Genomic DNA, 25,039 nt, shown 5'->3' with positions numbered 1-25,039 from the left:
GTCACCCACGAGGGGAGAAGGGGGGAAAACGATTCGGTTCCCAGCAGACGCCGGTTTTCCGAATTGGTAGGTGTTCCTCCGCCCGTCCCCGCGGCTCATTGCCTCGGCGCGGCGTTCGACTTGCCCAGCTCGACGGAGAGGACGACGTCCTTGCCGTCGCGCTGGACCGTCACGTCGACGACGTCGCCGGGCTTGTAGCGGCCGAGGCTCTCCATGTAGTCGTAGATCGTGCCGATGGGCTTGCCGCCGATCTCGATGATCGTGTCGCCCCCCTTGATCCCGGCCTTCTGCGCCGGGCCCCCCTCGCGGACGTCGGAGAGCTTCATCCCGGACTTGGACTCGTCGCCGTAATCCGGCATCACGCCCAGCGTCACGCTCATGCCGGACGAGGCCGATTGCTGACGCGCGCCGGCCTGCCGCGGGGTCGCCCGCGCGAACTCGAGGCGCGACGGCCGACGCAGCACGTCCAGCAGGATCAGCTCGCAGTAGTCGGCGATCCGGCCCATGCCGTCGTAGTTGATCCTGTCCGAGTCGTCGCTGGGGCGGTGGTAATCGGAATGGATGCCGGTGAAGGCGAACAGGATGGGGATGTCCTTGGCGTGGAACGACTGGTGGTCGCTGCCGCCGAACCCGTCGGTCATCCCCGGCACCTTCTTGATCTTGAGGCCGGTCCCCGCGCCCAGCGCGTCGACCAGTTCGCCCAGGCCCGGGGCCGTCCCGGTCCCGATCATCGTCAGCTCCCCGTCCGGGTCGAGACGGCCGACCATGTCGAAGTTGAACATGAACACGGTCGAATCGATCGGGAACAGCGGGTTGTCGACGTAGTGCCGCGACCCGAGCAGCCCGCGCTCCTCGCCGGAGAACGCCATGAAGACGACGCGGCGCGGGGGGGCGTCGGGGCGGGCGGCCAGGCGGCGGGCCAGCTCCAGCACCATCGCGGTGCCCGAGGCGTTGTCGTCGGCCCCGTTGTGGATGTCGGACGAGAGGAAAGCCAGCGAGCCCGAAAGCAGCCCGCCGCGGCCCAGGTGGTCGTAATGGCCGCCGATCACCACCGTCTCGTCCGCGTTCGGCCCGGAGCCCTCCAGCACGCCGATCACGTTCTTCGTCTCGATCCCGGGCCGGTCGATCGTGATCCGGCTCGTCAGCGAGACCCCCTTCAGCTCGCGCGAGCGCGGCTTCAGGTCCTGGTCGATCCCCTTCTCCAGCGTCGCGAGGTCCGGCTCGCCGGCGGCCTTCAGCAGCTTCTCGACGAACTCGCGGGTGACGTGGACGACGGGGAGCCTTGTGATCGCCTCGGGGCCGGCGGAGCCCAGGTTGAGCAACGCGTCCTCGTCGGCGCCCAGCCCGGCCAGGTCGTTGACGAAGATGAGCATCCCCGCGCCGTGCTGGAAGGCGTTGGTCGCCTTGTGGCGGAAGGTGGCGAAGTCGCTGGTCTTCCTCCCCTCGAAGGGGCTGGCGTCGTCGTTGAGCTGGGGCTCGCGGCGCAGGACGATCACCGCCTTGCCGGCCACGTCCAGGCCCTCGTAATCGTCGTACTTGAGGCCGGGGCGGTCGGCCGTGATGCCGTAGCCGGCGAAGACGATCGGCGCGGCGTCGACGGCCCCGGTCGAGCCGATCGCCAGCGCGTTGAAGTCGGCCCGGGGCGCGGCGGCGATCGCGGCGCCGTCGGGGCCCTCGGCGACGATCTCCATCGGCTCGCCGACGCGGGGCTGGCCGGTGATGGAGAACTTCTGGAAGTAGCCGTCGGCGCCGGGGGCGGGCTTGAGGCCCATCGCCTCGAACTGCTCGGCGATGTAGTCGGCGGCCGCCTCGATCCCCTCGGTCCCCGGCGCGCGGCCCTCGCGGGCGTCGTCGGCGAGGTACGACACGTCGGCCTTGAGCCGGGCCACGGCGGGCGAGACGGCCTCGCCGACCGGCGCCTGCGCCCACGCGACGGCGGGCGCCATCCCGAGCGCCGACGCGACGACCGCCGCCATCAAGTACCGCCCCATCCGTCCCTCGCGATGACTCATCCCGCCAGTCCTTTCTCGGTGCCCCGGTCGCCTGGACGCTACGATTCTCGGCTCCCCCCGCGGCCCGGTCAAGCCGTCGCCGGGGCCCCCGCGACGCGTTGCCCCCTCCCCCGGCCGCCGTTACATTGGGCTTCGGGCGATCGGAGCGGTCGCCCCTCGCGACCGGAGAGGAGCGACGACATGGGCGAAACGATCCCGAGGCGGTTCGGCTGGTCCCTCGCGGTATTGATGCTGGCGGCGGGCCTCGCGCCGGCCGCCGACGTCGACCCGGCCGCCCCTTCCACGGTCACGATCCACGAGCGCGGAATCCGCCTCGACGCCGCGCTCCGCGCGCTGAGCGAGCAGACCGGCAACGCGGTCGTCGACCTCCGCGAGCGCCAGGGGGCCGAGGCGACGAACCCCGCGATCGACCTGGATCTGGAGGCGGTCCCGTTCCTCCGGGCGCTCGACGAGATCGCCGCGAAGGCCGGGGTCGCGGTCACGCCGTCCACCGGCGAACGCGCGCTCGGGATCGTCCCGGGCGGTGGCGCCGGGCCGCCCGTCGAGTACTCCGGCCCGTTCCGCGTCTCGATCAATCGGATCTTCCTCCAGCGCGACTTCGAGGCCGACGCGACGACGGCGAGGATCACGCTGGCGGTCGGCTGGGAGCCCCGCCTCCGGCCGATGCTCCTCACGTTCAAGGCCGGCGGCGTCGAGGCGACCGACGACCGGGGCCGCGCGGTCAGGCCGCAAGTGCCGACCGAATCCGGCGGCGTCGGCTTGTACCCGGATTTCCCGTCCACGGAGGTCGAGCTCAACCTCGCCGCGCCCGAGCGATCGGCCGCGAGGCTCGCCACGCTGCGATTCCGGGCCGAGGTGATCTTGCCGACCGACATCCAGACGTTCGAATTCGCCCGGCTCGACCAGGACACGACCATCCGGCAAGGTCGCCTCTCGGCGACGTTGCGCGGGGCGCGATTCGACGAGGGGACATGGACTCTGCCCATCATCGTGGACTATCCCCGCGGAGCCCCCGAACTGGAGAGCTTCCGCCAGGGCCTCTTCCACGACTGGATCCGGCTCGTGAAGGCCGACGGGACGGAAGCCGGGCGGAACATGGGGTTCGCCATGCCCGAGGAGGTCGACGGCCGGCGCGGCTTCGAGTACCTGTTCACGGACGTGCCCGGCGACCCGAAGGATTACCGACTGATCTACGAGGCCCCCGGCGCGATCGTCGCCGTGCCCATCGACGTCACGTTCAAGGACGTGGCCCTGCCGTGAGACGGCCGTCCTGAAACGCTCTTCCCCCCTGGTGGGGGAAGACAGACTCCGAAGGAGTCAGATGAGGGGGAGCCCGCCCACGGAGTTCCGGATTGCGAGACCCCGCCCTGGCCCTCGGCCTGGGAAAAGCCCCTTTGAACTCCGGAGGTCGTGTCGCTCGTCCCCCCCTCATCCGGCCCTCCGGGCCACCTTCCCCCTCCAGGGGGGAAGGCCGTTGGGGTGGTCGAAACAGGAGGCTTCACCCGGCTCACTCGCCCCGCGGCTTCTTGAACTCGGCGCGCTCGATGCCGTACTTCTGGAGCTTCTGCGTGACGCTGCGGCGCGAGAGGCCGCTGTGGCGGGCGGTGCGGGCGACGTTGCCGCCGTGCTCGGCCATGACGCGGCGGAAGTACTCGCGCTCCACCTGGCCGACCAGGTCGTCGAGCAGGTCGGGGAGGCGGGCGTCGATGTCGATCGGGTCGGGGCCGGCTCCCCGGGCCGCGCGCGGGGCGACGGACTCGGGCAGCAGGTCGCGATGCAGGACCGATCCCTCCGCCATCGCGACGGCCGACGCGACGGCGTTCTCCAGCTCGCGGACGTTCCCCGGCCAGGAATGCTGGGAGAGCGCCTGCATCGCCCCGCCGTCGATCCGGGCGATCGGGTTGGCCGGCGAGGCGTGCTTCTCCACGAAGTGCGTCGCCAGCAGCGGGATGTCCTCCTTGCGCTCGCGCAGCGGGGGGAGGTCGATTCGGACCACCTTCAGGCGGTAGTACAGGTCGGCGCGGAACCGGCCGGCCCGCACCTCGTCCTCCAGGCGCTTGTGGGTCGCCGCCACGATGCGGACGTCGACCTTGATCGGATCCCGGCCTCCGACCCGCTCCAGCGTGCCGGACTGGAGCACGCGCAGGAGCTTCACCTGCATCGCCGGCGAGATGTCGCCGATCTCGTCCAGCAAGAGCGTCCCGCCGTCGGCCCGCTCGAACCGGCCGATCTTCCGCCGCTCGGCCCCCGTGAACGCGCCGCGCTCGTGGCCGAACAGCTCGCTCTCCAGGAGGGCGTCGTTCAGGACGGCGCAGTTGAGGGCGACGAACCGCCCCTTGCGGCGCTCGTTGACGGCGTGCAGCGCCTGCGCGACCAGCTCCTTGCCGGTGCCGGTCTCGCCGTGGATGAGGACGGTGGAGTCGACCTGGCCGACGTGCTGGATCAGGTCGAAGATCCGCCGCATCTTCGGGCTCTGCGACAGCATCGTGTGGAAGCTGTAGCTCCCGCGCAGCTTGTTCCGGAGCTGGGCCAGGTCGTCGATGAGGCGGCGACGCTCCAGGGTCTTCGCCACGACGGCGCAGAGGTGGCCGGGCTGGCAGGGCTTCCGGAGGAAGTCGTCGGCGCCGGCCTTCATGGCCTGGAGGGCCTCGGAGGCGTCGCCGTAGGCGGTCAGGACCACCACGCCCACGGGCACGCGGCGGTCCCGGATCGCCTTGAGCAGCTCGAAGCCCCCCATGTCCGGCATGCGGAGGTCGGTGACGACCAGGTGGAATTCCCCCTCCTGGAGCATCTCCAGCGCGGTGGCCCCGTCGTAGGCCGCCTCGATCTCGTAACCTTCCGGCTCCAGGACCTGGCGGAGGTAGTCGCACCCCAGCTTCTGGTCGTCGACCGTGAGGATCCGGCGCTTCATGGGTTCCATCCTCCCGCCGTGTGGCCGCCCCCCGCGGACGGATCATCATCCGTCGATTGTGGCGCGTCGAGGGCCCCTTGGGAAGCCCCGACCCCGCCGGCGACCCGGCGGGCGGCCCCCCGCGGGCTCAGCGGATCGGCGCGGCGGTCCGGGGCGCGGCCTCCGGCTTGGCGGGCGTGGAGCCCTTCCGCGAGCGGACCTTCTCGGCGCGCTCCTCCAGCACCTCCTGCACGGCGTCGCGGACGGCAGTGGGGCTCACGAAGGGGAGCACGCGCGTCCGACGCCCGCCCTTCAGGGCGACGACGACCGGCTTGGCTTCCGGGTCGTTGGGGGTCAGCGAGTATTTCTTGACCTGCTCCTCCTCCCCGCCGTCGTGGGTGATGACCTCAAGCGTCAGGCGGGTGGAGGGCCTCGCCGGGTCGTCGGCGATGGGCATGATCCGCACGGTGTAGTCGCCGTCGAACCCCCGAGGGCAGACGTAGATCTCCTCCGGGCGGCTCCCCTTCCCGTCCTTCACCAACGCCCCGCCGAAGACCGATCGCGGCATGTCGCGCGAGACCGTCGCGCCGAGCGGCTCGTCGACGATCAGGTCGTAGTCGGCGTTTCCGTCCCAGGTCAGCCGGATGTACAGGTCGCGCGACTCCGAGGCCGTCAGCGCCGCCGACAGCTTCTCGCCCTCCTCGCGGCGGCCCTCCTCCTTGAGCGAAGCGGCCAGCGCGCCCGCCTTCCTGGACGCCTCGGCCCGGAAGTACTCGTCCTGGCCCGGCCAGCCAAGCGACAGGAGCCGCTCGACCGAGTCGGCCATCCGGCCCGGGTCTCGGACCTTCTCGGCCAGCATCATCGACATCAGGACGGGCTCGGCGCGGTGGGGGATCTTCTCCGTCGCCTCGTCCAGCAGCGCGCCGACGCGGTCGGTGTGCCCCTTCAGCAGCAGCTTGTCCGCCACGCTGACCAGGTGGTTGGGGTTGTGCGTCCGCTGAGCCATGTCGGCCGCGGCGTCCAGCGCCTTGTGGACGTCCTCCGGCTTGCCGCCGTTCATCTCGATCGCCAGGGCGAGGGCCTCGTACATCCAGAACTCGGCGCTCCTGGGGCGGTTCTGGAGGTAACCCAGGAGCGCCGCGTGGACCTCCCTGGGCTTGCCGCTGGCGTTGAGCAGCCGGACGGTCTCGTGGAGCTGGTTCGGGGTCTCGTCGTGCTTCTTGAAGTAGTTCGACCAGTAGGCGTAGGGGTCGCCGGAGGTGGAGGGCCGGGCGGTCGGGCCGCCGGTGATCGGGATCAGCCCCTCGCGCGGCGAGGGCGAGGGGCGGACCCTCGGCTGGTCGTCGGCCTTCTTCGAAACGCCGGCGGGACCCGGGGCCTGGCGGCCGGACGGATCCCGCGCGTCGTCGGTCTTGGGACGGGGACGGTCAGCCCCCAGCCCGCTCAGTTGCTTTTTTTTTGCATGAGGGCGTCGGCCGGGTCGTCCTGGGCGGGGACGACCGGGATGGACATCATGCCCATGCCGCCGCCCATGCCGCCCATGCCGCCGCCCATGCCGCCCCTCATGCCGCCGCCCATGCCGCCCATGCCGCCGCCCATGCCGCCCATGCCGCCGCCCATGCCCATGCCGCCGCCCATGCCGCCGCCGCCCATCATGAGGGAGCGCGGGATGAGGGCCAGGTCGGCCACCGGGTAGACGCGGATGTCGGTCTGCTGGTCCTCGGACTCCTTCGACGTGATCATCAGGAACCCGTCATTGACCGTGAAGGTCAGCCCGAGCTGCCGCAGCATCAGCCGGAGGGTCGTCCGCAGGGGGACGCCGTCGAGGTCGATGGAGACCGGCGAGGTCATCGTCTTGTCGGCCTCCTGCAGGCCGATGGGGTCGACGTAGATCGGGATCCCGCTGTCTTGCGGCGTCTGGGTCGCCTGCTTGACGTACCGCAGCACGTCCTCCAGCGGGGTCTCGTTGGGGAAGTTCATCGCGAGCGGCTCGTCGAGCTTGGCGATGATCTGCTTGGTCTTGGGGTCGCGGTCGAAGACGTCCACCGCGTTGCCGTAGCGGGCGATCCGGCGCTCCGACATGGTGCGGAAGAGGCTGGCGTCGGGATACTCGATGACCTTGTTGTCCGGGAACGGGACGGCCGCGCGGGCGACGTCCTGCATGGTCATCATGAAGCGGTATTCCTTCAGCTCCTCGAACTGGGTCTCCTGCGAGAGGAAGCCCATCGTCGTGGAGACGAACATGCCGGCGTAGGGGGCCGGATCCTCGTCGCTGTACGGCAGGGTCCCGCGGTGCATCAGCGAGCGGGCGTGCTGCGCCATCATGCGGGCCTCGTAGAACGGCGCGGTGGCCAGGGTGATGTTCCCCATGCCGCCGTTGTAGAGGGTGTTGTAGACCCCCTCGCCCATCAGCGCGTCGAACTGATCCATCATCGCCTTGATGGTCTCTTCGTTGCGCTCGAGCTGCGACAGCCCGCGGTTGCGCTGCTCGGCGGCCGAAGCGATCCGCTGGCGCTCGATCCGCTCGTTGACGATCCGCTCCTCGTTGCGGAGCAGGTCGATGTACTGCGCCTGCAGCTCGCGCTGGAGGGAGTCGCGGACGGACTGCGGGACGTTCCCGGCCGACTTGACGACGTTCCGGGCGAGCCGGTTGGCGTCGAGGGCGGCCTCGATGCGCCCCTGGTCGGCCTGCTGGCGCGCCGCCGTCATCCGCTGGCGGATGTCGCTGGTGAGCTGCTGCCGGGCGATGTCGTCGATCCGCTGGGATTCCTCGAGCGTGGCCCGGGGCCCGGGGGCGGGGGCGGGGCCGGCGTCGGGGATCGCCGGGGGGGTCGCCTGGGCGGGGTCGACGGCCTCCGGCGGGGCCGGCTGGCCGAGGTCGTCGTCGGCGGGGGCCGCCGGCTCCTGCAGCGCGATCCGCTCGACGAGCCGCCTCCCCGCGGCCTCGGCCTCCTCCAGGCCCCGGGCCGCGTCCGCGTCGCCGGGGGAGAGCTCCAGCGCCTTCTGGAAGAAGGAGCGGGCCATGCCGACGGAGCCGTTGGCCAGCGCCTGCCGGCCGGTGTTCGTCAGTTGTTCGTGGAGGGGCGGGGCGACGTCGTCGCCTCGCGCCGCGGCCCCGGACAGCAATACGCCGCCCAGGGTCAGCAGCCCGGCGCCTTTCCACAGTCTCGCGGTTCGGGGCATGTTCGAGGATCTCCAGCAGAGGTGGTCACCGGCGCCTGGACCGGCCTGGGCGCGCGGGCGTCAAGTCTTCGCAAGTGGCGGATTCGCCCGGCCGCCGGCGAACGCCGGCGCGGGGCGATCCGGTGATGAGCCTGGGCCGGCCGGCGCCGCCCGGCCGCGCGACGCGGGGCGTCTCGCGGCGGGGGTGTCCCCGGGGGTTGCCGTTCCTCGGTGTATCCACGCATTCCATGGGCGGTTCGATGCCGGCTCGATTCGGATCGGATCGTCGACAGCTATTATGCCACACGGTTTCGGCCGCGGCCAAACCGGGAGGCGACCCGGCGCGGCCGGCCCGAAGGGGCGTCCCCACCCTAGACGCTCGCCGCGCCGGATTTCTTCGGCCCGCCCGCGAATTTCGCCAGGCCTCCCCCCCCTCCCCGATTTTGACAATCGTCGCGGGGCGTCCTAGTGGTTGAGCAACCGGACGTAACGCGGCCGAAGGCGGTCGCGGGCCCGACGGGCGCAAAGAGGCCGCCGCCCCCGCGGTGGAGGTGATTGATGATGGACGACGCCCAGAACGACCCCAAGCCCCCGGCCGGCTCGTTCGATTTCTCCGCCTACCCCCCCAACACGGTCTTCCACGAACGCCGGGAGGGGAAGGACCGCCGCGACGCGAAGGGACGGGCCGCCAAGCTCGTCGAGGCGCCCGTCGACGCCCGGCCCCCCCGCGTCGTCGAGCGCCGGGAGAAGAAGGAGCGGCGGAAGCGGATCGACCCGACGACCTTCGAAAAGCAGTACACCGACGACGAGCTGGAGTTCATGAACGCCATGCAGCGGTTCAAGGAACTCTCCGGCAAGTCATTCCCGACCTACGCCGAGGTCATCAAGGTCGCCGTCAACCTCGGGTACCGCAAGGTGATCGACGACACGCCGCCCCCCGTCTTCGACGAGCAGGCCAGCCTGCTGCTATTCACGAGGATCGAGCAGGAGGCATGAAAGCCGGGCGCGGGCGAGGGGCCCGCTCCGCGACGAACCCGCCGCCCCGATCGCGCCCCCGCCGAGGCGGCGCGATCGGGGCGAGGCGAGCCGGGGGCCATCAGGACTTGACCTGGGTGGTCCCGTCCTCGTCGATGGCGATCTCGACGTAATTGGACCCCGAGGTCACGTCGACCTTGAGATCCGAGGTGGAGGTCTGGTTCAGCTTCGTCGGGATCGTGATGCGGAAGACCTTGCCGGACTTGTCGGTGTAGGTCGAGTCGTCTTCCTTCTTGGCGCGGGGGGGCGTGGTCCCGGCCTTGGCCTTCGCCATCATGTACTCTCGCGGCGACTTCTCCGGGTCGGGCATCGCCGCCTGGTCGGCCTGGGCGAGCTCCTCAAGGCCGATGATCGCGACGCGATGCGCCCCGATGACGGCCCCGTCGCCCGGGTCCTCCGTGGAGAGGACGAAGTCGCCGTCCTTGCCGATCGAGCCGGCGGCCGGCGGCGCGTCCGGGTTCTCGGGCTGGAACATGATCGTCCCGAACGTCACCGGCTCGCCCTTGTAGGTGACCTTGCCGCGGACCTTGGCCAGGCTGAGGCCGTTGCCGGATCCGCAGCCGGTCGTCGCCAACGCGATCGCGGCGGTCGCCAGCAGGGCCGCGGCGGTCGCGAGGGGCTGGATTCGCATGTTGTCGGGCTCCGTTCGTTTGCCGTGGGTGGGGTCGGGGTCGCCGGCCCGCCCCTCCCCTCGGGGCCGGGGGCGGGCCGGAGGAGTCCGATCGGGGGTCAGAAGGCGTCGGCCGAGATGACCTCGCCGCGGTTGCGGGTGCTGGCCGCGGCGTAGGTGCGCGGGTTGATCGACTGCTTGATGAACTTGACGGAGCCGTCGGCGAAGGCGAAGTTGGCCCCGCCCGGGTGCTTGCTCTTGAACGCGAAGTTGTAGACCTGGTTGCGGAAGCAGTGGGTCGCGACGACCGACGTGATGTACTCCACGCCGCAGACCGTGCCGTCGGTCGGGTCGAGCTGGCCGTCCTTCAGGTTGGTCTTCCAGTTCAGGGGGATGATGGTCCCGCCGTAGGCCCCGTGGCCGTTGGTCCACATGAGCTGGCCGTTGTAGTTCGGCGAGTTCTCGCCGGCCAGCATGGTGTTGCTCGTGCCGTCGGTGCAGCTGGCCAGGGTGGTGACGGCCCCCGAGCTGCAATCGCCGAACATGCCGGTGAAGGTGTTGTTGCAGCCCCAGTAGGTCCCCGCGGCCTGCGTCGAGTAGACGTCGAACAGCGGGTTGCCCGTCTTCTGGTCGCCCCAGCTGGCGACGTAGTTCAGCGGCGCGGCCACGTACGCCGAGCCCAGGTCGTTGATGTTCGTCCACTTGCGGTCGTCGAACAGCCGGTTCGAGTCGTCGGACGGGCAGAGGTACGTCGCGATGATCGACCGGTAGACGGTCGAGTTCTGCGGGCTGGCGTTCCCGCCGTTGCCGATCGAGAAGTTGGCGGCGTTGTGGATGTTCACCTGCTCCATCTGGGGCAGGATCATCGCCGACCAGGCCCACCACGAGCCCGTCCAGGTGCCGGCCTCGACCAGCGACCCCGGCGGGAAGCTGCCGACGGTGTCGTGGTAGTTGTGCATGGCCAGGCCGATCTGCTTCAGGTTGTTGACGCACTGCGAGCGCCGGGCGGCCTCGCGCGCCGCCTGGACGGCCGGCAGGAGGAGGGCGATGAGGACGGCGATGATCGCGATCACCACCAGCAGCTCGATCAGGGTGAAGCCGCGTCGGGCTTCGGTCGCTCTTCCGGGCATGAAGGACTCCTTCGGGTAAAGAAGGGGATGACGAGGGAAGCGAGGCGACGAGGGGGGGCCGCCGCCGGCGCGTGGCCGCGCGGCGACCGCCCCGGCGCGGGGGTCCGCGCGGGTCTGATCGGATGGCTGAGAGGGCGCCCGCCGCGCCGGCGGGGCCGGATGACGGTCAAGGGGCGGACGAGGCGAGGCGAGTCGAGGCGGGACGGCGCGACCCCGCGTCAGGTGATCTTCTCCTTGAGAAGGCGGACCGCCGCGGCCAGGTCGCGGCCGCGGAACGATTCGACGAGGGCCCGGTGCTCCTCGTGGATCTCCATCGCGTCGGCGCTGAGCTTCTGCGTCTTGCGGAAGTGGGAGCGGATGCGGCCGACCAGGGTCTCCCAGATGATGATCAGGTCGGGCTGGCCGGCCCGCTCCAGGAGGCGGCGGTGGAACGCGAGGTCGGCCTCGGCGATGGCGTGGTAGTCCAGCCGGGCGCAGGCGTCGCGCATGCGGTCGAGGATCTCGCCCCAGGCGGCGAAGTCGGCGGCGTCCAGCTCGTCGAAGACGAGCCGCAGCGCGTACACCTCGACCGTGCGGCGGATGGGGATGATCAGGTTGCGGATCTCGCGGGGTGCCTCGGGGGCGACCACCGCGCCGCGGCGGGGACGGCTGATGACCAGGCCCTGGGACGAGAGCTTCTGGAAGGCCTCGCGCACCAGGCCGCGGCCGACGCCGAACCGGCTGGACAGGCCGGCCTCGGTGAGCCGCGACCCGGCCGCGAGCCGGCCCGTGAGGATCTCTTCCCGCAGGGTGCGGCTGACCATGGATTCGGAGTGGTCGTCGGCTTCGGCCGTCATGGTTCGGGGCTCGCGATGAGATGGGCCGGTCTTGCGAAAGATCTGGCGAGTGGCGACGCCGCCTGCGGCGACGGCCTGGAATGTAGGCGATCGTCCCCGGATTGTCTACAATATAATCGACCCCGGCGCCGGTTTTTGTAGACATAATTCTTGGGATTGTCTACAATCGCGGCGACGTGACGGGCCGGCGACGGCCTCCAGAGGCTTCAAGGACGGGAGGAACCCATGTCCCATCATCGCCTCGTCCCGCCGATCGGGGCCGCCCTCGTCCTGGCGCTGGGCCTGGCCCTCGCGCCCGCTCGGGGCCAGTCCCCCGCCGCCGTCGAGGACTTCGAGACGCACATCCGCCCGCTGCTGGTGGAGAAGTGCCAGTCCTGCCACGGCCCCGAGAAGCAGCGGGGCAACCTCCGGGTGGACTCGCTGGCGACCCTCCTGGAAGGAGGCGACCTGGGGCCGGCCGTCGTCCCGGGAAACCTGGAGGAGAGCCTGCTGATCGAGGCGATCCGGCGGGAAGGAGGGCTGGAGATGCCCCCCGACGCCCCCCTCTCGCCCGAGCAGGTCGACGCGCTGGAGCGCTGGGTCGCCGCCGGCGCCCCCTGGCCGGACGACGGCGCGCCGGCCGTCGAGACCCGCAAGGAACTCTGGGCGCGGCACTGGGCCTTCCGGCCGATGGCCCGGCCCGAGCCCCCCGCCGCGGGCGAGTCGTCGTGGATCCGGACCCCGGTCGACGCCTTCGTCGCCGCCAGGCACGCCGAGGAGGGTCTTTCCCCCTCCCCCGAGGCCGATCGTCGCGCGTTGATCCGGCGCCTCTCCTACACCCTCACCGGCCTGCCGCCGACCCCCGCGGAGGTCGCCGCGTTCGTCGCCGACACCGACCCGACGGCCTACGAGAAGCTCGTCGACCGCCTGCTCTCCTCGAAACAGTATGGCGAGCAGTGGGCCCGCCACTGGCTCGACGTGGCCCGCTACGCCGACACCAAGGGCTACGTCTACGGCCGCGAGGAACGCTTCTTCGTCCACGCGCCGGCCTATCGCGACTGGGTCGTGGACGCGTTCAACGACGACATGCCGTATGACCGGTTCCTCATGAACCAGATCGCCGCCGACCAGGCCGAGCCCGAGGACCCGTCCTCGCTGGCGGCGCTCGGGTTCGTGACGCTCGGCCGGCGGTTCCTGGGGATCACGCACGACATCATCGACGACCGGATCGATGTGGTGACGCGGGGGACGATGGGCCTGACCGTCTCCTGCTCGCGCTGCCACGACCACAAGTTCGACCCGATCCCCACCGCCGACTATTACTCGCTCTACGGCGTCTTCATGAATTGCACCGAGCGACTCACGCCGCTCGACGAGCCCTCGGGGAGCGAGGCGGAGCGAGCGGCGTTCGAGGCCGAGCTGAAGAAGCGGGTGGACGCCCTGGAGGCGGGCGTGGCCTTCGCGCGGGAGGAGGCATCCCAGCGGATCCGGGCGCGGGTCGCGGACTACCTCTCGGCGCAGCTCGACCTCTCCGCGGTCCCCCCCGACGGCTTCGACGTGATCCTCTACGCGGACGACATCGTGCCGGCGTCGATCCGCCGCTGGCAGGCGTACCTCGCCGCCGCGGCCGAGGCCGACGACCCCATCTTCCGCCCCTGGCGCCGCCTGATCGCGCTCCCCGAGGCCGACTTCGCCGCCAGGGCCGCCGCGGCGCTCGCCGAGCCCGACGCCCCCGGCGCGACCCCCACGAACGCCCGCGTCGCCGCCGCGTTCGCCTCGCCGCCGGCCTCCATGGCCGAGGTCGTCGAGCGCTACGCCCGGCTCCTCGGCGACGTCGATCGCGAGTGGGAGGAGGCGCTCAAGGCCGACCCCGCCGCGACCGCGCTGGCCGACCCCGACGCCGAGGCCCTTCGCCTGGTCCTGCACGAGCCCGACCGGTCCCCCTGCTGGATCCCCGACGAGCCGATCGTGACCATCGAGGCGTTCCTGGACAACAACCAGGACGTCAAGCTCTGGAACCTCCAGGGCGAGGTCGACCGCTGGCTGATGCAATCGCCGAGCGCCCCGCCGTACGCCTCGGCGCTGGTGGACCGGGCCGAGATCCGCGAGCCCCGCGTCTTCAAGCGGGGCAACGCCGCCAACCCCGGCGACCTCGTCCCGCGGCGGTTCCTCCAGGTCGTCGCCGGCCCGGACGCCCCGGACTTCGAGCGCGGCAGCGGCCGGCTGGAATTGGCCCGCGCCATCGTCGACCCGGAGAACCCGCTCACGGCGCGCGTCTGGGTCAACCGGATCTGGGCCCACCACTTCGGCGCGGGGTTGGTCCGCACGCCGAGCGACTTCGGCGTCCGGTCCGAGCCCCCCAGCCACCCCGAGCTGCTCGACTGGCTGGCCCGCCGGCTGATCGACGGCGGCTGGCGGACCAAGGAGATCCACCGCCTGATCCTGCTCTCCTCGACCTACCGCCAGCGGTCGAACGGCGGCGGCCCCGACGACGAGGCGGCGGCGCTCAAGGATCCGGAGAATCGGCTCCTCTGGAGGATGAACCCGCATCGCCTGACGTTCGAGGAGGCCCGCGACTCCGCCCTCGCCGCGACCGGCGAGCTCGACGCCCGGCTCGGCGGCCGGGGGACACCCCTCTTCGACGGCCCGGAGAACCTCAGGCGCACGCTCTACGGCGTGGTCGACCGCCAGTTCCTCCCCGGCGTGTTCCGCGTCTTCGACTTCGCCAACCCGGACCTGCACATCCCCTCGCGGAGCGAGACGACCGTCCCGCAGCAGGCCCTCTTCGCCATGAACCACCCGTTCCCCGCCGCCCGCGCGCGGGCCCTGGCCGCCCGGCTCCCGGAGGGGGACGACGACGCCATCCGCGACGCCTTCCAGGCCGCCTTCCAGCGCGACCCGACCGACGACGAGACGGCCGCCGCGCGGGAGTTCCTGGCCGACGCCGCCGCGACGCCCCCCCCGTCTCCCCCCGAGGAGACCCTGGCGTGGTCCTACGGCGTCGCCGCCGTCGACCCGGCCTCGGGGCCGTCGAAGGACTTCCGCCCGATGCCCGCCTTCGACGGCAAGGGGTGGGGCGGCGGACCGAACTGGCCCGACCCGAAGCTCGGCTGGGCGCGCATCACCGCCGAGGGGGGCCACCCCGGCGACGACCTGGCCCGCTCGATCGTCCGCCGCTGGACCTCGCCCATCCGGGGCGTGGTCGCCGTGGAGTCGACCCTGGAGCACGCCCCCGAGGTCGGCGACGGAGTGCGCGGGTGGCTCGTGTCGAGCCGTCGCGGCGTCCTCAAGTCGGCCCCGGTCCACGCGGCGAGGGTGGACTTCCACGCCGACGCGATCGAGGTCGAGCCCGGCGACGCGATCGACTTCGTGGTCGACGTCCGCGACGCCCTGAACAGCGACCAGCACCTCTGGGCCCCGAAGATCCGGCCGACCCGGATCGACGCCGGGCCCATGCCCTCGGGGGGCGTCTGGGACGCGGCCCGCGACTTCCACGGTCCGGCCGCGTCCGGCCTGGGCCCGCGCGAGTTGCTCGCCCAGGTCCTCCTGATGTCCAATGAATTCCTGTTCGTCGACTGATCGCGACCCTGGGTGGGAGCCACGACATGCCTGACGACGCCCTCTTCCGCACGCCGACCAGCCGCCGCGAGATGCTCCAGCGCTCGGCGATGGGCCTGGGCGCCCTGGGGCTGGTGGACCTCCTCGGGGCGCGAGACGCCCTGGGGGGGCCGGCCGCCTCCGGGGCCGACGCCGGCGACCTCTCGCCGCGCAAGCCGCACTTCCCCGCCAGGGCGAAGCGCGTCGTCCACTTCTTCCTCAACGGCGGCCCCAGCCACGTCGACACCTTCGACCCCAAGCCGGCCCTGACGAAGTACGACGGCCGGGCGATCCCGCTCGACCTCCCCACCGAGCGCAAGACCGGCGCGGCGTTCGGCTCGCCGTTCAAGTTCAAGCGGTACGGCGAGAGCGGCCTGGAGGTCTCCGAGCTGTTCGCCCGCACGGCCGAGTTCGCCGACGACATCGCCGTGATCCGCTCGATGGTCGCCCAGGTGCCGAATCACGAGCCGTCATTGATGCTCATGAACTGCGGCGACTCGGTCCTCCCCCGGCCGAGCGTCGGGGCGTGGGTGCTCTACGGCCTGGGGACCGAGAACCAGAACCTCCCCGGCTTCGTCGCCATGTGCCCGAGCGGCTACCCGGTGAAGGACGCCGAGAACTGGGCCTCCGGCTTCCTGCCCGGGGCCTACCAGGGGACGTTCGTCGACCCCCAGTTCGCGGACGTCGACAAGCTGATCGAGAACATCCGAAGCCCTCACGCCTCGTCCGCCACCCAGCGCAAGCAGCTCGACCTGCTCCGTCGGCTGGCCTCGGAGCACCGCCGCGAGCGGCCCGACGCCCGGCTCGACGCGCGCATCCAGTCGTTCGAGACCGCCTTCCGGATGCAGGTCGAGGCGGCCGACGCCTTCGACGTGGCCCGCGAGCCGCTCCCCGTCCGCGAGATGTACGGCGACACCGTCCACGGCCGCCAGACGCTCATCGCGCGCCGGCTGCTGGAGCGCGGCGTGCGCTACGTCCAGCTCTGGCACGGCGCCGGCCAGCCGTGGGACGACCACGCCAACATCGTCGCCAACCATCGCAAGCTGGCCGGGGAGATCGACGGCCCGATCGCCGCGCTCTTGACCGACCTGAAGCGGCTGGGCATGCTCGACGACACCCTGGTGGTGTGGGGCGGCGAGTTCGGCCGGACTCCGACGGTGGAGCTGGACGGCGGCGGCAAGTCGGCGCTCGGGCGAGACCACAACCACTACGGCTTCACCGTCTGGATGGCCGGCGGCGGGGTCAAGGGGGGGACGGTCCACGGGGCGACCGACGATTTCGGCTTCCAGGCCGTCGAGGACACGGTGACGGTCCACGACCTCCACGCGACGATGCTGCACCTCCTCGGCTTCGACCACGAGCGCCTGACCTATCGCTACGCCGGCCGCGACTTCCGCCTGACCGACGTCCACGGGAACGTCGTGCGGCCGATCCTCGCCTGATCCCCCCGACCCGACTCGACCCGACCCGAAAGGAAGCCGACCCGACCATGACGCGCGTCGTCGCCCGCCCCGACAAGCTGGACCTGGACTCCCCCGGCCGCCGCGACTACTGGGTCGCGCTGGAGCACGACAGCATCTGGGGCGATCACCTGATCCCGCTGACGGTCTGGGTCGGCCCGGAGTCCGCCGAGGGCCGCGGTCTCGTCGCCTTCGGCTCCAACCACGGCAACGAGTACGAGGGGCCCGTCGCCCTCAAGCACCTGACCCGCCAGATCCGGACCGAGGACGTCCGCGGGCGGATCATCCTCGTCCCGGTGCTCAACCCCTCGGCCTTTCGCTCCGGGACGCGCGAGAGCAAGCCCGACGACGGCGTGAACCTGAACCGGGCGTTCGTCGACGGCGCGGGGACGACGCCGGCGCTGGCCGGGATCACCCACCGGATCGCGGCGTTCGTGCGGGCCCACATCTGGCCCCGCGTCCACGTCGTGATCGACCTCCACTCCGGGGGGGACGTGGCCCGCTTCTCGCCGTGCGCCAGCTACCACCCTGTCGAAGACCCGGACCTCGCCCGCGAGATCGACGAGACGGCGCGCTGGTTCGGGACGCCCAGCATCATGGTCTACCAGAACCAGACGCCCGGCCTGCTGCCGAGCGAGGCCGAGCGGCTCGGCAAGATCACCGTCGGCACCGAGCTGGGCTGGGGCCGCGCCGTGAACCTGGAGGGCGTGCGATACGGCAAGCACGGCGTCCTCGCCGCGGCGATCCGCCACGGCCAGCTCCGGGGCGAGATCGAGCCGATCGCCCACCACCGCGACGGCACCCAGAAGGTCGTGGAGATGGTCGACCGCGAGTGCTTCACCGTCGCCCCGTTCGACGGCCATTACGAGCCGCTGGTGGAGTGCGGGACCGTCGTGAGGCGCGGCGACACGGTCGGCCTGCTGCACGACTTCGACCACATCGACATGGAGCCCTGGCCGGCCGTCGCCGGCGTCGACGGCGTGGTGCTCGCCCAGGCGTGGGCCGCCCCGGTCCCGCGTGGCCAGCACATCGTGGTGGTCGCCCGAGTCGTCGGCTGAGCCGCGTCGAATCGAACCATCCTCTCCCGTTCCCTTTACCCTTTCCCTTCCCTCTCCCCGATCCCGACACGAAGGACCGAACGGACCCGTCCATGAAGATCACCGAGATCGTCTGCCAGATCCTCCGCATCAAGAACGTGGAGGCCAAGACGGCCAGCAGCCAGGATTCCGTGCTCGTTCGAGTGCGCACGGACGAGGGGATCGAGGGCATCGGCGAGGCCGACTCCTCGCCCGAGATGGTCAAGGCGGTCATCGACGCCCCGTTCAGCCACAACGTCGCCACCGGGCTGCGCCACCTGCTGATCGGCGAGAACCCGCTGGAGACCGATCGCGTCTGGCAGAAGATGTACCGCCGCACCATGTACTGCGGCCGAAGCTCCACGACCATCACCGCCATGGCCGCCATCGATATGGCGCTGTGGGACATCAAGGGGAAGAAGTACGGCGAGCCGATCCACCGGCTCCTCGGCGGCAAGCGGCACGACCGCTTCCGCGCCTACGCCTCGATCCTCTTCGGCAAGGACGGCGACCAGACCGCCGACATCGGCAGGCGCTGGATCGACGCCGGCTACACGGCGGTGAAGTTCGGCTGGGAGCCGATGGGCCAGAGCGAGGCCGTCGACCGCGACCTGGTCGTCGGCGCCCGGAAGGGGCTGGGGGACGACGCCGAGCTGCTGATCGACGCCGGCTGCGTCTGGGACGCCCGCACGGCGCTCGACCGGGCGAAGGCGTTCGAGCAGCAGCGGATCGGCTGGCTTGAGGAGCCTCTCCACCCGGACGACTACGAGGGCTACCGCTGGCTCCGCGACCGCTCGCCGGTGCCGATCGCCTCGGGCGAGGAGGAGTGCGGCCGGCAGTCGTTCCGCCCCTACATCGACGGCCGCTGCCTGGACGTCTACCAGGTCGACCTGTCGCGCAACGGGTTCACCGACGCCGCCTACATCCGCCAGCGGGTCGAGGAGATCGGCGCCCGGCTCTGCAACCACTGCTACACCAGCCCGGTCACCGTGGCGGCGAGCCTGCACTGGCTGTCGACCTGCCGCGACGCCTTCCTGTTCGAGGACTGCGTGGAGGACTCGCCGCTGCGGCACGAGCTGACCCACGAGAAGATCCAGGCCGTCGACGGCTGGATCACCGTCCCCGACGGCCCCGGCCTGGGCGTCACCATCAACGAGGACTTCGTCCGCTCCACGCTCGTGAGCGAGTCCAAGTGACGGCGGCGGCGACCCCCGCCGTCGACTCGCCCTCGGACGAGCGGCGGCGGAACCTCCGGGTGCTGGGCTTCGTCTGCACCCTGTCGATGATCACCTATCTCGACAGGGCCTGCTTCAGCATGGCGCTCGGGCCCATCGCCGGCGAGCTGGGCCTGACCGATCCCTCGCAGCTCAAGTGGGCGATCACGGCCTTCGCGATCGCCTACGCCGCCTTCGAGATCCCCGCCGGCGCCATGGGCGACCGCCACGGCGCCAAGCCGATGCTCATCCGCATCGTCATCTGGTGGTCCGCCTGCACGGCGCTGACCGGGCTGGTCGGCCTGAAGGTCGGCGGCGCGGTGATGGGGGGCGTGGGGACGCTGATCGTCCTCCGCTTCCTGTTCGGCGCCGGCGAGGCCGGCGCGTACCCGAACATCACCCGCGCCCTGCACGACCGGCTCCCCGCCCGGAGCTGGGAGACGGCGCAGGGGCTCGTCTTCATGTCCGGCAGGCTGGCGGGGGGCCTGACCCCCCTGCTCTGGGCCCTGCTCGTCGGCGGGACCGCGTCGGCGGCGCCGTGGCTCACCTGGCGCGGGGCCTTCCTGCTGTTCGGGGCGATCGGCGTCGCCTGGGCGATCGCCTTCCGTTATGGCTTCCCCGACCGGCCGGCGAAGGTCGCCGGACGCGAGGTCGAGGCCCGGCCGTCCCACCATTCGGGCGTCCCCTGGAAGGCCCTGGCGACGAGCCGGACCCTCTGGGCGCTCTGCGTCATGTACCTGCTGGTCAATTACGCCTGGGCGTTCAACCTGAGCTACCTGCCGACGTACGTCGAGCAACGCTTCGGGATCGGCGCCGACGACCGGATCGGCGCGATCTACAAGGGGGCGCCGCTCTGGGTGGGGGCGCTCGGCTGCCTGCTGGGAGGGCCGGCGGTCAACGGGCTCGCCCGGCTGCTGGGCGACCGCCGCCGCGCCCGACGGGCGCTGGGGGTTTCGGCCCTCTCGCTCGGCGCGGCCTGCTGGTGGGGCGCGCTCGGGGCGAAGGACGTCCACTCCTACTGCATCCTGACCGCGCTCGCCGCCTTCACCATCGACCTGACGCTGGGCGCCTGCTGGGCTTCGTGCCAGGATCTGGGCCGGGGTCACGCCGCGACGACGGCCGCCTGCATGAACACGGTCGGCACGCTGGGCAACGCCCTGGCCGGCTGGCTCACGGGGACGCTGGTGGAGGGCTCCATCGCCGCCAGGGCCGCCTCGCTCCAGGTCGCCCCCGCCGGCCTCGCCGAGGCCGAGAAGCGGGTCGCCGCGATCGCCGGCTACGAGTCCGCCTTCGTGACCTACGTCGCCGCCTTCGTCATCGCCGCCTCCTGCTGGCTCCTCATCGACCCGAGCCGCCCCCTCGTCCCGGACGATCGCGAGTCGGATTCGCCCGCCCCGATCGCCTGAGGCCGTCGCCATGACGTCCTTCCCCCCTTGCGGGGGAAGGTGGCCCGAAGGGCCGGATGAAGGGGAAGCCAAGCAGGCGGGGCCCCGGGATTCGCGACGGCCGCTCGGGCGGGCCGCCGAATTCCAGTAGCGCCTCCGCTCGCCGTCCCCCTCTCCTGACCGCCTCGCGGTCTGTCCTCCCCCGCGAGGGGGGAAGACGATCATAACGGCCTTCCCCCCTTGAGGGGGAAGGTGGCCCGAAGGGCCGGATGAGGGGGGGACGAGCAAGTCGGCCGCCGGGGTTCGCGGGGGCATATCCGCCTCCGACGGCTCGCGCGGTGCCGCGAACCGCGAAACTCCGTGGGCAAGCCCCCCCTCATCTGACCGCTTCGCGGTCTGTCTTCCCCCTCCAGGGGGGAAGATCGTCGTTGGCCAGGTCCGCCACGACTTTGTCCTCCGCCTGGACTCCCCATCAATTTCGCCACTTCCTTCGGATTCCTGAAATCCGACGAGGCCCCCGCGCGATCGTATCCGGATGAGGTGACGGGGCTCCTTGACAATTCGACCGTCGGAAAAAGCCAGGGCCGCCGCGCGCCCGTCGGCATGCGACCGCCGCCCCGAGGGCCGACGTTCATGATCGTCTCGCCCCGCCGACGCGGCGACCGCCGGGCGTCGACCGTGGCGAAAACTCGATTCGAAAACGACGAACGAAGCCAACTCGAATTCGACGTAAATGCAATCCTCGGGATGGCCTTGCCGCAATTCTCGCGGAAACCGCGCGCGACGAACGAAGCCACGGACGGCGCTGGCGGGCGGAGGCGGGCGGGGTCATGCTGGTCGGCTGTGAGTCGAGGTTTTCGACGCCTTCCCGGGGTTCCCCCTAAGAAACCACGGGCTGGATCGTGGTCTGGTATGTACGGGAACACGTCCTTCTTATCGAGCACGCCGATGGCAGGTGAACGCGACCCGGACGACGACGCGTGGGCGCGCGACGCGGTCTCCCGATTCCAGGGGCCCCTGTCGCTCTACGCGCGACGCCTCCTCAACAACGACGCCGAGGCGGCCCGCGACGTGGTGCAGGACGTCTTCCTGCGCCTCTGCTCCCAGCGCCGCGAACGCGTCGACGGCCATCTGGCCGAGTGGTTGTTCACCGTCTGCCGGAATCGGGCGCTGGACGTCCTGCGGAAGGAGCATCGCATGACCCGATTGCACGACGAGCAAGTCGATCGCTGCCTCAGCCCGGCCCCCGGGCCGCACGACGTCGCCGAGCGCCACGACCTCGGGGCGCTCGTGCTGACGCTCCTGGAGACCCTCCCCCCCAACCAGCGCGAGGTCATCCGCCTGAAGTTCCAGAACGGTTTCTCCTACCAGGAGATCAGCCGCATCAGCGGCCACAGCGTCTCCAACGTCGGCTACCTGATCCACGCCGGCATCAAGACCCTCAGAGGCCGCCTGTTCGACAACCGCGCCGCCGGCGCGGAAGCCTGAACGGCCCGCCTTCAATATAGATAGGAGAGACCGGACATGAACTTCGACCTGGACGACCCCCGGCTGACCGCGTTCGCGCTCGGCGAACTGCCCGATACCGAGCGCCCCGAGATCGAGAAGGCCCTGGCCGAGCGCCCGGACCTCGCCCGCGAGGTCGAGGAGATCCGCCAGACCGCCCTCCTGCTGACCGAAAAACTCCACGACGAGCAGGCCCGCGAGGCCGTCGCCGCCCCCCCGCTCAAACTGGTCTCCGAAGCGCCCCGCAAGGCTCGCTTCTGGCGGCGTTATCCGTGGATGACGGGAGTCGCCGCGCTGGCGGTCCTCGGCTTCTCGACGAGCCTGCTGACGGCCGTCGTGTTCGTGAATCAATCGCGCTTGACTTCGCGGGGCGTCGCCCAGCGGATCGAACCGGACGGCGACGCCGGGGAGAGGTTCGCGAGGGCGGCCCGCCAGCCGCAATTGTTCGGCGAACCGGCCGGCCGCCCGGCCGAGCCCGCCCCCAAGGTCGTCGCGTCCGCCCCGGTCCTCGCTCGTCGGGATGGCGTCCAGCCGGCGAGCCCGGCGGCGGAGGCGCCCCAGCTCCCCGCCCTCGCCTACCATGACCAGGCCCAGACGCGTGGGATGATGGGCGGCGCCCAGGCTCCAGGCCAAGGGGACCAGCCCATGTTCGGGGGGGGCATGGGGGGCATGATGGGCGCCGGAGGAATGCAAACGGGGCCGGCCTCGGCCAACCAGGCCGGCCAGGCCATGATGGGCGGATTCGCGCTCCAGCCGGGACAGCGGACGGCCGGGGGGATGCCCGCCGTCGCGGTGAGGAACCCGATCGCCCGGAACCAGCCGGCGGCCGCCGCGAGGTTCCGGGACGCGACGCCGTCGCGGCGAGAGGCCGAATCGCGCGCCATGAGCGTCGCCGAGTCCGCCCCCCCCGCCGCCGTCGCCCTCGCCCTGAAGGATCGGGACGGGGAATTCGAGAGCGAGACGCTGCCCGCCGACAGTCTCGCCGTGGTCGACGCCGAGCGGAAGCTGGAGCAAGCGGCGAAGCGACCGGCGTTGGACGTCGCGGCCGAGCCGGCCCCGGTCGTGGAGGAGAACCCCTTCGTCCCGACGAGCCGCGAGGCGGCCTCGACCTTCGCGATCGACGTCGACACGGCGTCGTATTCGATCGTCAGGCGGTCGCTGATGGAGCAGAACCGGCTTCCGTCGCCGGCCGAGGTGAGGATCGAGGAGATGATCAACTACTTCCCCTACCAGGACGCCCCGCCGCCGGCCGGGAGCCCCGACCCGTTCGCGATCCACGTCGAGGCGGCCCGCTGCCCCTGGAACGCCGCCAACCGCCTGGCCCGCGTCGGGATCATGGGCCGGCCGATCGGCGACGAGGCGCGCAAGCCGAGCAACCTCGTCTTCCTGGTCGACGTCTCCGGCTCCATGGACCAGCCCAACAAGCTGCCGCTGGTGCAGTGGGGCCTCCAGAAGCTGGTGGAGCAGCTGGGCGAGAACGACCGCGTGGCGATCGTCGTCTACGCCGGCTCGTCGGGCCTGGTCCTGCCTTCGACCTCGGCGATGAACAAGCCGATGATCCTCTCCAGGATCGAGGAGCTTCGCGCCGGCGGCTCGACCAACGGCGGCGAGGGGATCCAGCTCGCCTACGACCAGGCCGCGGCCGGCTTCATCAACAACGGGATCAACCGCGTCATCCTGGCCACCGACGGCGACTTCAACGTCGGCCTCACGGACCAGAATGACCTCGTCCGGCTCGTGGAGTCGAAGGCCAAGGGCCAGAAGCCGATCTTCCTGACGGTCCTCGGCTTCGGCATGGACAACCTGAAGGACGGCACGCTGGAGAAGCTGGCCGACAAGGGGAACGGCCACTACGCCTACATCGACCGCCCGGAGGAGGCCCATAAGGTGCTGGTCGAGGAGATGGGGGCGACGCTCGACGTGATCGCCAAGGACGTGAAGATCCAGGTCGAATTCAATCCCGAGCGGGTGAAGGCCTATCGCCTGATCGGCTACGAGAACCGCGTGATGCCCAACCAGGACTTCCGCGACGACCGCAAGGACGGCGGCGAGATCGGCGCGGGGCACCACGTCACGGCGCTCTACGAGTACGTCCCCGCCGAGGCCGCCCCCGCCCCGCCGGCCGGCGGCGGCCCGTCGCCCGCGTCGTTCACGGCGCGGCTCCGCTACAAGCAACCCGAGGGGGACGCCGCGACGGAGATCGAGCGGCCCGTCGTCGACCGGGGCGTCGACTACGCCGACGCCTCGAACGACTTCAAGTTCGCCTCGGCCGTCGCCGGCTTCGGCATGATCCTGCGGCACTCGCCGTCGGTCGGCTCGCTCACGCTCCCCGGCGTGCTGGAGCTGGCCTCCCCGACCCTCGCCCACGACCCCTCCGGCTACCGCCGCGAGTTCCTGACCCTGGTCGAGCGGGCCCGCGACATCCAGACGCCTCAGCTCGCCGCCCCGCCGAGCCCCTGAGAGATCGGGGCAACCACCCGGAAAGCCGACGGGCCGATCGTCCGACCATGGGACGGTCGGCCCTTCGCGTATCCCCCGGGGTTGCCAGGTCCCTTCACAGACCATCGGGACGAGAGGACAACCATCCGGCATATTTCGCCTTGAGGGCGTCGCGGGCTCGGGTGGATTCCAGGATCACGTCCATCCCCCCGTCGTAGGGGTGGAAGAGCCACCGACAGTCGGGCGGCACGATCATGACGTTGGCGACCTCGCCCAGCGCCGCCAGCCGGAGGAGAGGGTCGAAGAGGCCCGGCCTCCAGCTCCATCGACTCGCGCGGACGTGCCAGCGGGTCGGCTCGATGAAGCCCTCGTCCAGATCGTGCATCGCGACGTCTCGCCACGGCCGCGCTTCCCGGTCGAACTCCCGCGTCGATTCCTCGTCGCGGCCCAGCTCGATGGCGCCACCGGGGCCGGAGTGGCAAGTCGTGAGGAGGACGGCTTGCGACCCCGAGCCGAGCAACTCGCCAAGGACGCGGTTCTTTCGGCCCAGGACGATTGCGAGTTCCTCCTCGTCGGCGGGGTAGCGTTTCGACTCCGGCAGGGCGTGGAACCGGACCCACCGCGAGGGGAACGCCGATCGCAGGCGGTGCGCCACCGGATCGCGGCCGGGAAATTCGCGGGACCAGGCTTCCAGCATCGCCCCCCTCC

17 protein-coding genes are annotated in these 25,039 nt (G+C 71.2%); 9 read left to right on the top strand and 8 right to left on the bottom strand.

Going from position 1 to position 25,039, the window contains the following annotated elements; translation table 11 throughout:
• Positions 1-95: 95 nt before the first annotated feature.
• Positions 96-2,012 carry a M28 family peptidase gene (locus tag WG209_RS07695; protein WP_337174444.1) on the bottom strand — a complete coding sequence of 639 codons (1,917 nt, stop codon included), beginning with the start codon at positions 2,010-2,012 and terminating at the stop codon, positions 96-98.
• Between the two features lie 180 nt (positions 2,013-2,192).
• Here WG209_RS07695 and WG209_RS07690 point away from each other — a divergent pair, with 180 nt between their 5' ends.
• Entirely contained in the window at positions 2,193-3,272 is a 1,080-nt protein-coding gene (locus WG209_RS07690; RefSeq protein WP_337174443.1) for a hypothetical protein, read from the top strand.
• Between the two features lie 247 nt (positions 3,273-3,519).
• Here the strand turns inward: WG209_RS07690 and WG209_RS07685 are convergent, their stop codons facing one another.
• The 3 genes from WG209_RS07685 to WG209_RS07675 form a co-directional block, all read right to left on the bottom strand.
• Complete coding sequence (locus tag WG209_RS07685) at positions 3,520-4,923, bottom strand: sigma-54 dependent transcriptional regulator (RefSeq protein ID WP_337174442.1); 1,404 nt, start codon at positions 4,921-4,923, stop codon at positions 3,520-3,522.
• A 127-nt stretch (positions 4,924-5,050) separates the two neighbouring features.
• A complete protein-coding gene (locus tag WG209_RS07680; protein ID WP_337174441.1) occupies positions 5,051-5,992 on the bottom strand; it encodes a hypothetical protein in 942 nt (313 codons plus the stop codon).
• A gap of 353 nt (positions 5,993-6,345) precedes the next feature.
• Complete coding sequence (locus WG209_RS07675) at positions 6,346-8,085, bottom strand: hypothetical protein (protein ID WP_337174440.1); 1,740 nt, start codon at positions 8,083-8,085, stop codon at positions 6,346-6,348.
• A 537-nt stretch (positions 8,086-8,622) separates the two neighbouring features.
• Here WG209_RS07675 and WG209_RS07670 point away from each other — a divergent pair.
• Positions 8,623-9,060: a hypothetical protein gene (locus WG209_RS07670; protein WP_337174439.1), complete on the top strand. Its 438-nt coding sequence runs from the start codon at positions 8,623-8,625 to the stop codon at positions 9,058-9,060.
• Positions 9,061-9,160: 100 nt separating this feature from the next.
• On the opposite strand, the gene WG209_RS07665 is transcribed toward WG209_RS07670, so the two are convergent.
• The 3 genes from WG209_RS07665 to WG209_RS07655 form a co-directional block, all read right to left on the bottom strand.
• Positions 9,161-9,730, bottom strand: coding sequence for a hypothetical protein (locus tag WG209_RS07665; RefSeq protein ID WP_337174438.1), 570 nt, complete (start codon positions 9,728-9,730; stop codon positions 9,161-9,163).
• Positions 9,731-9,828: 98 nt separating this feature from the next.
• Positions 9,829-10,839, bottom strand: coding sequence for a DUF1559 domain-containing protein (locus WG209_RS07660; RefSeq protein ID WP_337174437.1), 1,011 nt, complete (start codon positions 10,837-10,839; stop codon positions 9,829-9,831).
• Between the two features lie 218 nt (positions 10,840-11,057).
• Positions 11,058-11,675 (bottom strand): GntR family transcriptional regulator, encoded by a 618-nt coding sequence (locus WG209_RS07655; RefSeq protein ID WP_337174436.1) that lies wholly within the window; start codon positions 11,673-11,675, stop codon positions 11,058-11,060.
• 225 nt (positions 11,676-11,900) lie between these two features.
• On the opposite strand from WG209_RS07655, the gene WG209_RS07650 reads away from it, so the two are divergent.
• From WG209_RS07650 to WG209_RS07620, 7 genes are all read left to right on the top strand, one after another.
• Positions 11,901-15,233: a PSD1 and planctomycete cytochrome C domain-containing protein gene (locus tag WG209_RS07650; RefSeq protein ID WP_337174435.1), complete on the top strand. Its 3,333-nt coding sequence runs from the start codon at positions 11,901-11,903 to the stop codon at positions 15,231-15,233.
• Between the two features lie 26 nt (positions 15,234-15,259).
• Positions 15,260-16,693 carry a DUF1501 domain-containing protein gene (locus WG209_RS07645; protein ID WP_337174434.1) on the top strand — a complete coding sequence of 478 codons (1,434 nt, stop codon included), beginning with the start codon at positions 15,260-15,262 and terminating at the stop codon, positions 16,691-16,693.
• Between the two features lie 47 nt (positions 16,694-16,740).
• On the top strand, positions 16,741-17,769 hold the full coding sequence (locus WG209_RS07640) for a succinylglutamate desuccinylase/aspartoacylase family protein (RefSeq protein WP_337174433.1): 1,029 nt from the start codon (positions 16,741-16,743) through the stop codon (positions 17,767-17,769).
• Positions 17,770-17,861: 92 nt separating this feature from the next.
• Positions 17,862-18,983, top strand: a complete 1,122-nt coding sequence (locus WG209_RS07635; RefSeq protein ID WP_337174432.1) for a mandelate racemase/muconate lactonizing enzyme family protein — start codon at positions 17,862-17,864, stop codon at positions 18,981-18,983.
• Positions 18,980-20,407 (top strand): MFS transporter, encoded by a 1,428-nt coding sequence (locus tag WG209_RS07630; protein ID WP_337174431.1) that lies wholly within the window; start codon positions 18,980-18,982, stop codon positions 20,405-20,407. The genes WG209_RS07635 and WG209_RS07630 overlap by 4 nt, the downstream gene beginning before the upstream one ends.
• A gap of 927 nt (positions 20,408-21,334) precedes the next feature.
• Positions 21,335-21,874 (top strand): sigma-70 family RNA polymerase sigma factor, encoded by a 540-nt coding sequence (locus WG209_RS07625; protein WP_337174430.1) that lies wholly within the window; start codon positions 21,335-21,337, stop codon positions 21,872-21,874.
• 36 nt (positions 21,875-21,910) lie between these two features.
• Positions 21,911-24,352, top strand: coding sequence for a von Willebrand factor type A domain-containing protein (locus WG209_RS07620; protein ID WP_337174429.1), 2,442 nt, complete (start codon positions 21,911-21,913; stop codon positions 24,350-24,352).
• A gap of 94 nt (positions 24,353-24,446) precedes the next feature.
• On the opposite strand, the gene WG209_RS07615 is transcribed toward WG209_RS07620, so the two are convergent.
• Positions 24,447-25,028, bottom strand: coding sequence for a hypothetical protein (locus WG209_RS07615; protein WP_337174428.1), 582 nt, complete (start codon positions 25,026-25,028; stop codon positions 24,447-24,449).
• Positions 25,029-25,039: the final 11 nt, after the last annotated feature.

This window comes from Paludisphaera sp. (genome assembly GCF_037189885.1).
Classification (GTDB): Bacteria; Planctomycetota; Planctomycetia; order Isosphaerales; family Isosphaeraceae; genus Paludisphaera.
Note: the sequence above shows the minus strand (reverse complement) of the source record. Positions and strands in the feature narration are given on the sequence as shown.

Coding starts and splice junctions, on each gene's coding strand:
- WG209_RS07695 (WP_337174444.1), bottom strand. CDS start 2,012: ATGAGTCATCGCGAGGGACGGATGGGGCGGTACTTGATGGCGGCGGTC.
- WG209_RS07690 (WP_337174443.1), top strand. CDS start 2,193: ATGGGCGAAACGATCCCGAGGCGGTTCGGCTGGTCCCTCGCGGTATTG.
- WG209_RS07685 (WP_337174442.1), bottom strand. CDS start 4,923: ATGAAGCGCCGGATCCTCACGGTCGACGACCAGAAGCTGGGGTGCGAC.
- WG209_RS07680 (WP_337174441.1), bottom strand. CDS start 5,992: ATGTACGAGGCCCTCGCCCTGGCGATCGAGATGAACGGCGGCAAGCCG.
- WG209_RS07675 (WP_337174440.1), bottom strand. CDS start 8,085: ATGCCCCGAACCGCGAGACTGTGGAAAGGCGCCGGGCTGCTGACCCTG.
- WG209_RS07670 (WP_337174439.1), top strand. CDS start 8,623: ATGATGGACGACGCCCAGAACGACCCCAAGCCCCCGGCCGGCTCGTTC.
- WG209_RS07665 (WP_337174438.1), bottom strand. CDS start 9,730: ATGCGAATCCAGCCCCTCGCGACCGCCGCGGCCCTGCTGGCGACCGCC.
- WG209_RS07660 (WP_337174437.1), bottom strand. CDS start 10,839: ATGCCCGGAAGAGCGACCGAAGCCCGACGCGGCTTCACCCTGATCGAG.
- WG209_RS07655 (WP_337174436.1), bottom strand. CDS start 11,675: ATGACGGCCGAAGCCGACGACCACTCCGAATCCATGGTCAGCCGCACC.
- WG209_RS07650 (WP_337174435.1), top strand. CDS start 11,901: ATGTCCCATCATCGCCTCGTCCCGCCGATCGGGGCCGCCCTCGTCCTG.
- WG209_RS07645 (WP_337174434.1), top strand. CDS start 15,260: ATGCCTGACGACGCCCTCTTCCGCACGCCGACCAGCCGCCGCGAGATG.
- WG209_RS07640 (WP_337174433.1), top strand. CDS start 16,741: ATGACGCGCGTCGTCGCCCGCCCCGACAAGCTGGACCTGGACTCCCCC.
- WG209_RS07635 (WP_337174432.1), top strand. CDS start 17,862: ATGAAGATCACCGAGATCGTCTGCCAGATCCTCCGCATCAAGAACGTG.
- WG209_RS07625 (WP_337174430.1), top strand. CDS start 21,335: ATGGCAGGTGAACGCGACCCGGACGACGACGCGTGGGCGCGCGACGCG.
- WG209_RS07620 (WP_337174429.1), top strand. CDS start 21,911: ATGAACTTCGACCTGGACGACCCCCGGCTGACCGCGTTCGCGCTCGGC.
- WG209_RS07615 (WP_337174428.1), bottom strand. CDS start 25,028: ATGCTGGAAGCCTGGTCCCGCGAATTTCCCGGCCGCGATCCGGTGGCG.